This is a genomic window from Dietzia sp. UCD-THP (genome assembly GCF_000349585.1).
In the GTDB taxonomy this organism is placed as follows: Bacteria; Actinomycetota; Actinomycetes; order Mycobacteriales; family Mycobacteriaceae; genus Dietzia; species Dietzia natronolimnaea_A.
On sequence record NZ_KB714653.1, the window covers coordinates 128,169 to 141,913 of the forward strand.

A 13,745-nucleotide genomic window follows, 5' to 3' on the forward strand; every position below is an offset into this window, starting at 1 on the left:
GACGATCGCGGGATCACGTACACTTGCCGATAGACAGATCGGTTCATTCTGCAGAACGGAACTCACCAATGGCGAAGATCTATTCCGACATCAGCGAGACCATCGGCCACACGCCCCTGGTCCGCCTCAACTCCCTGACCGACGGCCTCCAGGCCACCGTGCTCGCCAAGCTGGAATCCGCCAACCCGGCCGCCAGCGTCAAGGACCGCATCGGCGCCGCGATCATCGACGACGCGGTCGCCTCCGGCGCCCTCAAGCCCGGTGGCACCATCGTCGAGGGCACCTCCGGCAACACCGGTATCGCGCTGTCCATGGTCGCGTCCGCGCGCGGGTTCAAGGCGGTCCTGGTCATGCCCGACACCATGTCGGTCGAGCGCCGGGCCGTCATGCGTGCCTACGGGGCCGAGCTCATCCTCACCCCGGGCTCCGAGGGCATGAAGGGCGCGGTGGCCAAGGCCGAGGAGATCGCCAACACCCGCGAGAACGCCGTCCTCGCCCGGCAGTTCGCCAACCCGGCCAACCCGGACGTCCACCGTCGGACGAGTGGTCCCGAGGTCTGGGAGGACACCGACGGAGCGGTCGACATCTTCGTGGCCGGCATCGGGACCGGCGGCACCATCACCGGCGCCGGCGGCTACCTCCGCGAGCAGAAGTCGGACATCCAGATCGTGGCCGTCGAGCCCAAGGACTCCCCGCTGCTCACCGAGGGCAAGGCCGGACCGCACAAGATCCAGGGCCTCGGCGCCAACTTCGTCCCCGAGATCCTCAACCGCGAGATCTACGACGAGGTCATCGACGTGACCCTCGACGACTCGCTGCGGATCGCCAAGCGCCTGGGCAGCGAGGAGGGCATCCTCGCGGGCATCTCCTCCGGCGCGAACGTGTGGGCCGCGCTCGAGCTGGCCAAGCGCCCCGAGAACGCCGGCAAGACCATCGTCGTGATCGTGTGCGACTACGGCGAGCGCTACGTGTCCACCATGCTGTTCGAGGACTACCGCGACTGATGACCGACCCGACTCCGTCGTCCGCGGACGCGCCCGCGGCGGGCTTCCTGCGCACCCTGCGCGAGGATCTCGCCGCGGCGCGCGCCCACGACCCGGCGGCCCGGGGTGATGTCGAGAACGCGATCGTCTACTCCGGCCTGCACGCGATCTGGTCCCACCGGCTCTCCCACCGCCTGTGGGTGGCCGGCGGGGCCGGTCGGTTCGCGGCCCGCGTCCTGAGCCAGTTCACCCGGTTCCTCACGGGGATCGAGATCCACCCCGGGGCCACCATCGGTCGACGGTTCTTCATCGACCACGGTATGGGCGTGGTCATCGGGGAGACCGCGGAGATCGGTGACGACTGCATGTTGTACCACGGGGTCACCCTGGGGGGCGTCTCGCTCAAGCACGTCAAGCGGCACCCCACCCTGGGTGACCGCGTGACCGTCGGCGCCGGGGCCAAGATCCTGGGCCCCGTCGAGATCGGCTCCGACTCCTCGGTCGGCGCCAACGCCGTGGTGGTCAAGGACGCCCCGGCCAACTCGATCGTCGTGGGCATCCCGGGCGTCGCCAAGCCCGCCAAGGAGTCGAAGGAGACGCTGCGCGACGCGCAGTTCTACATCGACCCCGCCATCTACATCTGATCCACGCGACTCCGGCCACCCCGACGACGCTCCTGATCGCGTTCGCGGGGTGGCCCGAGTCGTCTGGCGAGGGTTAGGATCGCCGTCATCGCACCGCGGGATCGAGGTGATCGTGACCATGACGACGACGATGCGAGCCTGGGTGGTCCGCGACCCGGGTCCATTGGCGGAGTCGCCCCTGGACTTCGTCGACACGCCCGTCCCCGAGCCCGGGCCGGGAGAGGTCTTGCTCCGCGTCCTGACGTGCGGGGTCTGCCGCACAGATCTCCACGTCGCGACCGGTGACCTCCCCGCCCGCCGACCGCGCGTGGTCCCGGGACACGAGATCGTCGGCGAGGTCATCGGATCGGGGCCGGGGTGCGGTCGGTTCGTCACCGGTGACCGGGTGGGGGTGCCCTGGCTGCGGGGCACCTGCGGGAGGTGTGGTGCCTGCCGGTCAGGACGCGAGAACCTGTGCGCCCGGTCCCGCTACACCGGATGGGACGCCGACGGTGGTTACGCGGAGTTCACCACCGTTCCCGAGGCCTTCGCCTACGCCCTGCCCGAGGGGATCGACGACGTCTCGGCCGCACCGCTGCTGTGTGCGGGCATCATCGGCTACCGCGCGCTCAAGCGGGCGGCGCTGCCGCCGGGCGGCAGGCTGGGCATCTACGGCTTCGGCGGTTCGGCCCATCTCACCGCGCAGCTCGCGCTCGCGCAGGGGGCCGAGGTCCACGTGCTCACCCGGGGCGAGGGCGCGCGCCGGTTGGCGCTGGAGCTCGGCGCGGCCTCGGCCGGTGGCGCCGGCGAGCGCCCCCCGCTCCCGCTCGACGCCGCGATCCTCTTCGCCCCTGCGGGCGAGCTCGTGCCGGTGGCCCTGGCGGCACTCGCCCCCGGCGCGACCCTGGCCGTGGCCGGCATCCACCTCTCCGACATCCCCCGGCTCGACTACCAGCGGCACCTGTTCCACGAGCGGACCGTGACCAGTGTGGAGAGCAACACCCGTTCCGACGGCGAGGAGTTCCTCGCCCTGGCCGAGCGTCTCGCCCTGCGCCCCACCACCCACGAGTACCGGCTCGACGAGGCCGGCCACGCCCTCGCCTACCTGGACGCGGGGGACGTCCGCGGCGCAGGTGTCCTGCGCGTGGCCCACCGGTCCACCGAACAGCGCGACCGCCGGCCTGCCGGGCCTCCGGCTGACCGCGGCGGCGGCTGAACCCGGCACCCGCTAGCCTCTGCACCATGGGACGACGGACGAGTCGTCACCCGGCGCGCAGGATCATTGCCGACGGTGACCCCAGAGGAGAGGTGGCGACCCTCGCGGTGGAGGAGCCGCTGGAGATCCGGCTCGGCGGGCGCCCCTACGTGGTCACCATGCGCACCCCGGGTGACGACATGGACCTGGCCGCCGGGTACCTCGTGTCGGAGGGAGCGATCTGGCACCGCGATCACCTCCCGGAGATCTGCTACTGCACCACGGTGAGCGGCCGCACCGAGCAGGACTACAACACCCTCACCGTGACCCTGTCCCCCGATGTCCCGGAGCCCCGGTCCGTCCGCGCGACCACCATGACCAGCTCCTGCGGGGTGTGCGGGGTCGACTCGGTCGCGGACGTGCGCACGGCGACCCACTTCCCCGCCGGGCCGGCCACCCCCCTGGTCGGAGCCGAGATCCTGCTCTCCCTGCCCGACCGACTCCGCGAGGGCCAGGTCGTCTTCGGCCGCACCGGCGGGGTCCACGCAGCGGCGCTGTTCTCCCCGGACGGCGAGTTGCTCTGCCTGCGCGAGGACGTGGGCCGGCACAACGCGGTCGACAAGGTGGTGGGCTGGGCTCTGCGCGAGGGCCGACTCCCGCTGCGGGAGACGATCCTCCAGGTCTCCGGGCGCGCCTCGTTCGAGCTCGTGCAGAAGACGTCCATGGCGGGGATACCGGTGATCTCCGCGGTCAGCGCCCCCTCGTCGTTGGCCGTGGACCTTGCCGCGGAGACCGGGGTGACGCTGGTCGGGTTCAGCCGGGGTGACCGCGCGACCGTCTACACCCGTCCGGAGCGCATCGGGGTCTGAGAGGCCTGAGAGACCTGAGAAACCTACGCGTACCCACCGGGGCCACCCCTGCACCGGAGCCACGGCTGCGCCGTGATGTGTTCGGGCGCACAATAGGCCCATGAGCCTGATCCCCCACATCCGTCGGTCCGCGCCCACTGCCGACATCGATGAGACCCGGATCCGGATCGGCGAACCCGAGACCAGTGCGGCGGGCCTCAAGGCCGTCTCGGTGGCGCTCGAGCGGGGGATATCGCAGGCCGGAGTGTCGCGGACGGCCCGTGCGATGGCCCGCCTCAACCACCGCGGCGGCACGGACTGCCCCGGGTGCGCCTGGCCCGAGTCCATCACGGGGCCGCGCAAGCCGGCGGAGTTCTGTGAGAACGGCGCCAAGGCCGTGGCTGAGGAGTCCACCACCCGGACAGTGACCCCCGAGTGGTGGGCCGCCCACCCCATCCGCGAGCTGCGCGACAAGACCGAGTACTGGCTGGGTAACCAGGGCCGGATCACCGAGCCGGTCGTGCTCAGGCCCGGCGACGAGCACTACTCACCCATCTCCTGGCGGGACGCGTTCGCACTCATGGCAGAGCACGTGAACGCCACGTCACCGGGCCGCTGCGTGTTCTACACCTCCGGCCGCACCGCCAACGAGACCGCGTTCATGTACCAGCTGCTCGCGCGGTCGATCGGCACCAACAACCTGCCCGACTGCTCCAACATGTGCCACGAGTCCTCCGGGTCGGCCATGACGCCCACGATCGGCATCGGCAAGGGGACGGTCTCGCTGGAGGACTTCGATCACGCGGACGTCATCCTCGTCGTCGGACAGAATCCCGGCACCAACCACCCACGGATGCTCTCCGCCCTCACCGACGCCCGGCGGCGCGGCGCCCGCGTGGTGGCGGTCAACCCGCTGCCCGAGGCCGGACTGCTCGGGTTCGCCGACCCCCAGTCCCCCACGGGGATCGCCAAGAGCCTGGTCGAGGGCGGCGGTGAGACGGTGGCGGACGATTTCCTGCAGATCAAGGTGGGTGGCGACCTCGCGCTGTTCCAGGCGGTGGGCCATCTACTCCTGCGGGCCGAGGAGGCGGCGCCCGGGACAGTCGTGGACCGGGAGTTCGTGGACACGTGCACCGAGGGGTTCAGCGCCTACGCCGCCGCGCGTGCCGACCTGGACTGGGACACCACCGAGCGGGCCACCGGGCTGCGACGCGACCAGATCGAACGCCTGGCGACCCTGCTGGTGCACTCGCGGGGGACGATCATCTGCTGGGCGCTGGGACTCACCCAGCAGCCCCACTCGGTCGACACTCTGCGCGAGATCGTCAACCTCCTGCTGCTGCAGGGGAACTTCGGCAAACGCGGGGCCGGCGCCTGCCCCGTCCGCGGGCACTCGAACGTGCAGGGCGACCGGACCATGGGGATCTGGGAGAAGCCGGGCGCGGTGTTGTTGGACGCGCTCGACGACGAGTTCGGCATCGACTCGCCGCGTGAGCACGGATACGACTCGACGGAGACGCTCGAGGCGTTCGAGCGCGGCGACGTGGACGTGTTCGTCTCCATGGGCGGCAACTTCGCCAAGGCGTGCTCGGACACCGACGTGCTCGAGACGGGGATGCAGCGCACCGGGTTGACCGTGCACGTGTCGACCAAACCCAACCGGTCCCATGTGGTCCACGGTCAGACGTCGCTCATCCTCCCGACGCTCGGGCGCACGGACCGCGACGACCGTCATCCGGGGGGCGCGCAGTTCGTCTCGGTGGAGGACTCGATGTCGGTCATCCGCTCGTCCCAGGGACGGCTGGAACCGGTGTCGGACCAGCTGCTCAGCGAACCGCAGATCGTCGCGGGCATGGCGGAGGCGATCCTCGGCCACGACCACCCGGTGGGGTGGCGCGCGATGGCGGAGGACTACGACGTGATCCGCGACCACATCGCACGAGTGATCCCCGGGTTCTCGGACTACAACCGGCGGGTGCGACAGAAGTCCGGTTTCGTGCTGCCCAATCCGCCGCGCGACACCCGGTCCTTCGCCACCCCGTCCGGGCGAGCCCACTTCACGGTGTCGCCACTGGAGTGGTTGGAGGCGCCGGCCGGGCATCTGGTCCTGCAGACCATGCGGTCGCACGACCAGTACAACACCACCTATTACGGACTCGACGACCGCTACCGGGGCATCTCCGAGGGGCGCCGGGTGATCCTCGTGAACCCGGATGACCTACGCGACCTGGGCCTCGCGGACCGCCAGCTGGTCGACGTGGTGAGTGTGTTCACCGGCGCGGACGGTGTGACCAGCGAGCGTCGCGCGGAGGAGTTCCGGCTGGTGTCCTACCCGACGGCCCGCGGCTGCTGCGCGGCGTACTTCCCGGAGGCCAACAACCTGGTCCACCGGCAGAACGTCGCCCGTGAGTCCAACACGCCCGGCTTCAAGGCGGTGACCGTCCGGTTCGAGCCGCGCAGCGAGCGCTAGCGAGCGTAGCGGCGAGCAACCGGCGCGCGGACTCCGTCCGGTTCGAGCCGCGCAGCGAGCGCTAGCGAGCGTAGCGGCGAGCAGCCGCATCGGCGGCCGCCGCATCCCCCGCCCCCGATTCACCCTTCGCGACGTAGCCCCGCCCGGGGGCCACGAACAGCAGCACCACCGCAGCGCCCGCCGCGACCAGACCCAGCGCGAACAGTGCGTCGGAGATCCCGGTCACGAAGACCTCGGCGGCGGCGTCGACTATCCCCTGGAGCGCCGGCCCGGCCACGGCGACGAACTCCACCGCACCGGCGAACGAGCTCTCCACCGCCTGCCGCCCGGGCTCGGGCACGCCGGGCAGGACGTCGACGATCCCGCTCGCGTAGCGACCGGCCAGGATACTGCCGGAGATCGCGATGCCGATGGCGGCGCCCACCTCGCGCATCGCGTCGTTGACGGCGGCGGCGACGCCCTGTTCGTCGACGGAGATGTCGGAGACGATCGCCGAGGTCGCCGGCGCCGTCGAGAGCCCCAGACCCACGCCCGCCGCGAGCATCGGCCACATGATGTCCCAGTACGTGGAGTCGACACCCAGCCGGGAGAGCAGGATCATCCCGGCCGCGATCGCGCCGACGCCCACCACGGAGACGACCCGCAGCCCGACCACGGCGGTGATGCGGGGCGATACCAGCGAGAACACCAGAACCGGCAGCGCCATCGGCGCCAACGCCAGGGAGGCGGCGATCGGGTCGTACCCCTTGACCAACTGCAGGTACTGGACGATCAGCAGGAAGAACCCGAAGATCGTCAGGAACTGCATCCCGACGGAGATGGAACCCGCGGCGAAGCCCCGCCGGCGGAAGTACCGCACGTCGAGGAGGGGGTCGGTGGCACGCAGTTCGACCAGGACGAAGGCCAGCAGGCTGGCCGCGGCCACGATGAGGGTGACGACGACGAGGGGGTCGGAGAAACTCGTGTGCGCACCCTCGATGAGCCCAAAGACGACTCCACCGACCGCCAGCGCCGAGAACACGGACCCCAGCACGTCCGGCCGACCGTGCCGGGACGCCACGGATTCACCGATCGTGAGGGCGGCCAGGAGCACCAGCAGACCGATGCCGGAGTAGACCACGAAGATCGCTTTCCACGACCACACCTCCAGCATGACCCCCGAGCTGAGCAGGCCGACGATCCCGCCGATGCCTGCGAACCCGGCCCACATCCCCACTGCGGAGCCGCGACGCTCGGACGGGAAACCGGCGGTGAGCAGGGAGAGCGTGGAGGGCATGACGAACGCCGCGCCCACTCCGGCCACCGCCCGCAGGATGATCACCCAGAGCGGCGAGTCCAGCCAGATGGGCAGGGCCGAGGACACGGTAAACAGGGCCAGCCCCACGATGAGGGTGGCCCGACGGCCGAAGCGGTCCCCCAGGGCTCCCGCGGTGAGCACGAGCGCGGCGAGGGCCAACGTATAGGAATCGACGATCCAGGTGAGCTGGGCCTGGGTCGCCCCGGTGGCCACGGCGATGTCCGGAAGGGAGGTGTACAGCGCGGACATCGTGGCGACGACCAGCGACACCGCCACGATGTTGACGAACAGCAGCCAGCGGCGCCGTCCGGTGGTCAGTTCCAGCACGTGGGCTCCCAGGGGTCAGGGTCGGCGGGGGTCAGGGTCGGCAGGGGTCGCGGTCGGGCGGTCTCGAGAAACGATACCGCCAGTATCGGTTGGGTCCCCACACCGTATACCACCGGGGGCCGTCACAATGGACCCATGAAGTCTCCGACCGATCCGCGCCGAGCACGTTCGCGGGGCAAACTCCTGGACGCCGCGGTCGATCTACTCCTGGCGGGCGGCGCCGCGGCGGTCACGGTGGACGCGGTCACCCGGGTCTCCGGCGTCGCCCGGACCACGCTGTACCGCAACTTCCCCTCCACCGATTCCCTGATCGCGGAGGCGTTCCGACGTCTCCTGCCGACGCCGGAGGCACCACCGAGCGACGCCCCGATACGCGAGCAGATGATCCAGCTGGGCACCTCCATGGCGCGGATGATCCAGGACGCGCCCCTCCAGCAGTCGATGTGGGGATGGCTGGCGATGGGCCGGGGAGCCGGGAACGACGACGAGGTGGGCGAGCTGCGCCGCGGGGTGGTGGACTCCTACGCCGCACCTCTGCACACGATCCTGTCCGCCGCGGAGGCCGACGGCACCCTGATCCCCGGTGATCGCGACCTGGCGGTGGCCCAGATCGCCGGGCCGGTGGTCCTCGCGCGCATGATCGGACTGCGTCCGTTCACCGAGACGGACATCGAGATCCTCGTCGACGACTTCCTGCGCAGCCGCCTGGCGGCCGACTCGTGACCGATTCCGTCGGGGCGATCGTCCTGGCCGGTGGCCGCGGGAGCCGGCTCGGGGGCGCCGACAAGTCCGGCATCACGATCGCGGGCCGACCGATGCTCGAGACCGTGGTCGGTGCTGTCGCCGCTGTGGTGGGCCCCGTCGTCACCGTGGGACCCGGTGGCGACACCCGCGAGGAGCCCGCCTTCTCGGGTCCGGTGGCCGGGATCGCGGCGGGACTGGCGGCGCTTGCTGACCGGGTCGATCTCGTCGTCGTCGTGGCCTGCGACCTCCCCGACCTCGACGCCGACACCCTTCGCCGACTCGTCGCCGCCCTGGACCGGCCCGCCGCCGATTCCACAGGGCGGCCCGCCGCAGAACCCACCGGGCGGCCCGCCGCCGCGCTCGCCGTGGACGCCGACGGCCGCGACCAGTACCTGCTCGCCGTGTGGCACCGCCGCGACCTCGCCTCGCGGCTGGAGGCCCTGGGCCGATCCGGAGGGCTGGCCGGGCGACCGGTCCGGGCGCTGTACGACGACGAGGTGGTCACCCGCGTGACCGTGGGCGCTCCCGCGCGGGACGTCGACACCTGGGCCGAGGTGGCCGCCTCCGGGCCCATCGCGCTGGCCCACGTGAGGGCCGTCCTGCGCGCGGGGCTCACACCACTGCCGACGACCGCGCGCCCTCCCCTCGAGGCTGCCGGGGCCGTGCTCGCCGCACCGCTTGTCGCAGCCGACCCCATGCCGCGGGAGCCCGTGTCGGCGATGGACGGGTACGCCCTGGCCTGCGAGGGGCCGTGGCGGTTGACCGGCCGGGCTCGCCGGGCCGGGGACGACTCGCCCGCCGGACTGGTCGCCGGGACCGCCGCTCCCATCGCGACCGGCGCGCTCGTCCCGGCCGGGAGCGACAGGGTGCTGCGCCATGAGCTCGTCGAGGTGACGCGGGACGGTTCCGGGCCCGCCGTGGTGACGGCACTGCCCCGCGCCGCCGGACAGAACGATCTGAGACCTGCCGGCGAGGACTGGGCCGCCGGCCACGAGCTCGCCGACGCGGGGGCCACGCTGGACCCCGCGCTGGCCTCCGCGGCCCTCTCAGCGGGCCTGACCTCGGTGACGGTCCGTGGTCCCGTCCGCGCGGTCGTGGTGACGACGGGTGACGAGATCCTGCCCGCCCACACCCCGTCGCCACTGCCACCGGGCCGGATCCGCGACACCGTGGGCCCGCTTCTCGTCGAGGTTCTCGGGCGGGCGGGGTTGGCCTGTTCCGGGCCACCCGGTCACTGCCCGGACACCGCCGAGGCCATGGACGCGGTGCTCACGGGCCGCGCCGGATCCGCGACGTCGGACGCGGACGTCGTCGTCCTGGTCGGGGCGACCGGCCGCGGGGTGGCCGACCACCTGCGCCCCGCCCTCGACCGGGCCGGCGCGACGATCGTGCTCGACGGGGTCCGGGTCCGGCCCGGGGGGTCGCAGCTCGTCGCGGCGCTGCCCGACGGCCGCGTCCTGCTGGGCCTGCCCGGCAATCCCCTCGCGGCGGTGAGCGCCGCTGCGACGACGGGCCGCGCGCTCGTCGACGCACTCACCGGGAGGTCGCGCCCCGAGGTGCTGGTCCCGGTGCCCGGACTCGACCGGGCGGCCGCCCCGGGCCGGACGAGGATCCTCCCGGCCCGCCCCGACGGAGCCGGCGGATGGTCGCTGTCCGCCCGGGTCCGCACCGCCCACCTCGCCGACCTGGCAGGCGCTCCCGCGCTCGCCGTGGTCCCGGAGGGCGCGGCGTCGGGCGATCTCGTCGAGATCATCGACTGGATCTGAGGTGGGGTACACGATCATCGCCGTGGCGTTCGGTCTCGCCGCCACCGCGGTATACGCGCTGGTGGTGGGCGCGATCGCTCGATACCCCTTCGCCCGGATACAGCACCTGTAGGACGGGCGCAGCCGGACGCTCCAGGACGGGATGACGACCGGGTCGTGTTAACGTCAGTTCGCCAGCATGACCCTCAACGGGTCGCGGGAACCCGGTGCGACTCCGGGACTGACGCGCAGCGGTATGGGTGATGGCGGGGCACGATGCCACTGGATCGCAGGATCTGGGAAGGCGCCCAGTCCAGACGACCCCGAGTCCGAATACCGGCTGGCCCTCGCGGTCCCCACCGCCAGGTCATGATCGGGCTTCGCGTTCCAGGCCCGCGACCTCGGAGCACACCCATGCGTAAATCAGGCCTGCTCGCCCTCGCCGGCGCCGCCGCCCTCGTCCTGACCTCCTGCGCCACCGACGACCCGGACGCCACCGCCGGCCCCGCGGTCAGCCCGATCGAGAACTGCGGGCAGGAGGTGACCGTCGACTCGGTCCCGGAGCGGATCGTCTCGCTCAACCAGAGCTCGACGGAGATCCTGCTCGCCCTGGGCCTCGCCGACCGCATGGTGGGCACGGCCACCTGGACCGACCCCGTTCTGGGCGAGTTCGCCGACGCCAACGCCGGCATCCCGCGACTGGCCGACAACGCGCCGTCGATGGAGTCCGTCCTCGACGTGGAACCGGACTTCGTCACCGCCTCGTTCGGCAGCACGCTCGGCGAGGGCGGTGTCGCGACCCGCGAGCAGTTCCATGAGCTGGGCGTGGGCACCTACCTCTCCCCCGCCGACTGCGTCGGCAAGATCGCCGACTCCGGGGACGGAGTGCGCGAGCAGCCGTTCACCCCGGATCTGCTCTACCGGGAGATCACCGAGCTCGCGCAGATCTTCCAGGTCGAGGAGGCCGGCGAGGAACTGGTGGCGGACCTCCAGCTCCGGCTCGACACTGCGCAGGAGGGGGTGAACGCGACCGGCGTCTCGGCGATGTACTGGTTCGCCAACTCCGAGTCGCCGTACCTGGCCGGCTGTTGCGGGGCCCCGGGTCTCATCTCGAACACCCTCGGCCTGAGGAACGTCTTCGACGACACCACCCAGGAGTGGCCCCAGATCAACTGGGAGGTGGTGGCCGAGCGCGACCCCGACGTGATCGTCCTCGGCGACCTGACCCGCCGGAGCCAGACCGCCGAGACCGGGGCCGCCAAGATCGCCTATCTCGAGTCGAACCCGGTGACCCGGGAGATGTCGGCCGTCCGCGAGAGGAGGTTCATCGAACTCACCGGCGCCGAGATGAACCCCTCGCTCCGCACGGTCTACGGGGTGGAGACCGTCGCCGCGGGCCTCGACGAGCTCGGGCTGGTCGGTGAGCAGGATCCATCGAACTGAGCAGATGCCCAGCGCCCCTCCGGTTCGCGCCACCAGGCGGGCTCCTCTCCGGCACCCGGCCGCCCTGGCCTTCCTGTGGCTCGCCGGCGTGGCCGTCCTGCTGGTCTCCACGGCACTCGTCCTGACGATCGGCCCGTCGGGCCTGACGGCCGGCGACGTGATGCAGTCCGCCCTGGCGCGCCTCTCCGGAACGGAGTCGGGACTGACGCGCATCCAGGAGGGGATCATCTGGAACCTGCGGTTGCCCAGAACCCTGATGGCGGCACTGGCCGGCGCGGGGCTCGCCCTGTGCGGGGTGATCCTGCAGTCCCTGCTCCGCAACCCTCTGGCCGACCCGTACGTCCTCGGAATCTCCTCCGGTGCCTCGACGGGCGCGGTGCTCATCGTGGTGCTCGGTGTGGGCGCGGGGGCGGTCGGGCTCACGACAGGCGCGTTCGTCGGGGCGCTGGCCGCCTTCGGGTTCGTCCTGCTGTTGGCCTTCGCCTCCGGCGGGACGACCGACCGGGTGGTGCTCGCCGGGGTCGCCGCCACCCAGTTGTTCTCGGCCGTGACCTCGTTCGTCGTCTACACCGCGGCCGACGCCGAGCAGACCCGCGGCGTGCTGTTCTGGCTGCTCGGCTCGCTGTCCTCCGTCCGGTGGACGGACGTGGCCGTGTGCGGCGCCGTCGTGCTCGCCGGTCTGCTGGCGTGCCTGCTGCACACCTCGAGCCTCGACGCCTTCACCTTCGGCCGGGACGCGGCGGCCGCGCTCGGCGTGAACGTGGCCCGCACCCGGCTCGTCCTCATGGTGGTGACCGCCCTCATCACCGCGGTCATCGTCAGCACCTGTGGTGCGATCGGGTTCGTCGGCCTGGTGCTGCCGCACGCCGCGCGGGCCGTGGTCGGCATGCGGCACCGCGTCCTGGTGCCCACGGCGGCGTTGATGGGAGCGGTCTTCCTGGTCTGGATCGACGCCGGCGCCCGGACCGTCCTCGCGCCGCAGGACCTGCCGATCGGAGTGGCCACCGCTCTGATCGGCGTGCCGGCGTTCGTGGTGCTTTTGCTCCGCAAGGGCAGGGCCCGATGACGACCAGGCCCCCGGAGGGGCAGGGGGCGCCGACCCTCGAGGCCCGGGGCGTGTCGTGGTCCGTCCGCGGTCGACCCATCCTGAGGGATCTCTCCCTGGCACCGGAGCCCGGGACGATGGTGGGGGTCCTCGGCCCCAACGGCTCGGGCAAGTCCACTCTGCTGCGCGTCATGACGGGCCTGCTGCGGCCCTCGACCGGTCGCGTCCTGTTCGACGGCACAGACATCCGGAAGCTGCCCCGCAGGCGAGTCGCCCGGCACGTGGCCTTTGTCGAGCAGGAGGTGGCCACCGACCAGAACCCGACGGTGCGGGACGTGATCGAGCTCGGTCGCATCCCGCACCGCGCCGCGTGGTCGGGCCCCGGCACGCAGGACGAGGAGGCCGTACTCCGCGCCGCCGCCACCACCGCCCTCACCGAGCGTCTCGACCAGCGGTACGCCACCCTCTCGGGCGGCGAGCGGCAGCGGGTGCAGATCGCGCGGGCCCTGGCCCAGGAACCGGACGTGCTCGTGCTGGACGAGCCGACCAACCACCTCGACATCCGCCATCAACTAGACCTGCTGGCGCTGGTCAGGGGCACGGGGGCGACGGTGGTGGCGGCGCTGCACGACCTCAGCCTCGCGGCCACCTAATGCGATCGGCTCGAGGTCCTGTCCGGGGGGCGCCTCGTGACCGGGGGCCGCCCGTCCGAGGTGCTCACGCCGGCCCTGATACACCAGGTCTACGGAGTTCGGGCCGAGGTGGTGCACGACGGGCCGACGGTGCACGTCCGGTATCTCGCCCGCTGACCAACGCTCCCGGTGATCAGCGCTTGCGGTTACGGATCTTCTCCGCGAATTCGCGGGCCTTGCGCTGGTTCTCCGGCTTGGACGCCTCACGCTTGACCACGTCAATGGCCTTGAGTGCGACTCCGGTCTTCAACGCGTTTCTCAGGAACGCCATCGGGCACCTCCATCATCGGGGAGCGCCAGTCTAGGCAGGGCACCGACCGTCCGCGACCGGCC

The 13,745-nt window shown here is 71.8% G+C and carries 12 protein-coding genes and 1 riboswitch; of the genes, 10 read left to right on the top strand and 2 right to left on the bottom strand.

Annotated features, from left to right (window positions below):
• Nucleotides 1-68: 68 nt before the first annotated feature.
• The 5 genes from cysK to H483_RS32660 all read left to right on the top strand — a co-directional run bounded on the left by cysK (nucleotide 69) and on the right by H483_RS32660 (nucleotide 6,119).
• A complete protein-coding gene (cysK, locus tag H483_RS32640; RefSeq protein ID WP_017837546.1) occupies nucleotides 69-1,004 on the top strand; it encodes a cysteine synthase A in 936 nt (311 codons plus the stop codon).
• Entirely contained in the window at nucleotides 1,004-1,627 is a 624-nt protein-coding gene (gene epsC, locus H483_RS32645) for a serine O-acetyltransferase EpsC (RefSeq protein ID WP_017837547.1), read from the top strand. The genes cysK and epsC overlap by 1 nt, the downstream gene beginning before the upstream one ends.
• A 130-nt stretch (nucleotides 1,628-1,757) precedes the next feature.
• On the top strand, nucleotides 1,758-2,822 hold the full coding sequence (locus H483_RS32650) for a zinc-binding alcohol dehydrogenase family protein (RefSeq protein ID WP_193746888.1): 1,065 nt from the start codon (nucleotides 1,758-1,760) through the stop codon (nucleotides 2,820-2,822).
• Between the two features lie 26 nt (nucleotides 2,823-2,848).
• Nucleotides 2,849-3,670: a formate dehydrogenase accessory sulfurtransferase FdhD gene (gene fdhD / locus H483_RS32655; protein ID WP_031265013.1), complete on the top strand. Its 822-nt coding sequence runs from the start codon at nucleotides 2,849-2,851 to the stop codon at nucleotides 3,668-3,670.
• Between the two features lie 100 nt (nucleotides 3,671-3,770).
• The gene (locus tag H483_RS32660) at nucleotides 3,771-6,119 is read left to right on the top strand and encodes an FdhF/YdeP family oxidoreductase (RefSeq protein ID WP_017837550.1); all 2,349 of its coding nucleotides are present in this window, start codon (nucleotides 3,771-3,773) and stop codon (nucleotides 6,117-6,119) included.
• Nucleotides 6,120-6,180: 61 nt separating this feature from the next.
• On the opposite strand, the gene H483_RS32665 is transcribed toward H483_RS32660, so the two are convergent.
• Nucleotides 6,181-7,743: an MFS transporter gene (locus H483_RS32665; protein WP_017837551.1), complete on the bottom strand. Its 1,563-nt coding sequence runs from the start codon at nucleotides 7,741-7,743 to the stop codon at nucleotides 6,181-6,183.
• Between the two features lie 135 nt (nucleotides 7,744-7,878).
• Here H483_RS32665 and H483_RS32670 point away from each other — a divergent pair, with 135 nt between their 5' ends.
• From H483_RS32670 to H483_RS32690, 5 genes are all read left to right on the top strand, one after another.
• A complete protein-coding gene (locus H483_RS32670) occupies nucleotides 7,879-8,466 on the top strand; it encodes a TetR/AcrR family transcriptional regulator (protein WP_017837552.1) in 588 nt (195 codons plus the stop codon).
• Nucleotides 8,463-10,253, top strand: a complete 1,791-nt coding sequence (locus H483_RS32675) for an NTP transferase domain-containing protein (RefSeq protein WP_017837553.1) — start codon at nucleotides 8,463-8,465, stop codon at nucleotides 10,251-10,253. The genes H483_RS32670 and H483_RS32675 overlap by 4 nt, the downstream gene beginning before the upstream one ends.
• Nucleotides 10,254-10,410: 157 nt before the next feature.
• A riboswitch (cobalamin riboswitch) is annotated at nucleotides 10,411-10,592 on the top strand.
• Nucleotides 10,593-10,646: 54 nt separating this feature from the next.
• A complete protein-coding gene (locus H483_RS32680) occupies nucleotides 10,647-11,675 on the top strand; it encodes an ABC transporter substrate-binding protein (protein ID WP_017837555.1) in 1,029 nt (342 codons plus the stop codon).
• 4 nt (nucleotides 11,676-11,679) lie between these two features.
• A complete protein-coding gene (locus tag H483_RS32685; RefSeq protein ID WP_017837556.1) occupies nucleotides 11,680-12,741 on the top strand; it encodes an iron ABC transporter permease in 1,062 nt (353 codons plus the stop codon).
• Complete coding sequence (locus tag H483_RS32690) at nucleotides 12,738-13,373, top strand: ABC transporter ATP-binding protein (RefSeq protein ID WP_371204592.1); 636 nt, start codon at nucleotides 12,738-12,740, stop codon at nucleotides 13,371-13,373. The genes H483_RS32685 and H483_RS32690 overlap by 4 nt, the downstream gene beginning before the upstream one ends.
• 172 nt (nucleotides 13,374-13,545) lie before the next feature.
• Here the strand turns inward: H483_RS32690 and H483_RS39660 are convergent, their stop codons facing one another.
• Nucleotides 13,546-13,683 carry a hypothetical protein gene (locus H483_RS39660; protein WP_017837559.1) on the bottom strand — a complete coding sequence of 46 codons (138 nt, stop codon included), beginning with the start codon at nucleotides 13,681-13,683 and terminating at the stop codon, nucleotides 13,546-13,548.
• Nucleotides 13,684-13,745 lie beyond the last annotated feature (62 nt).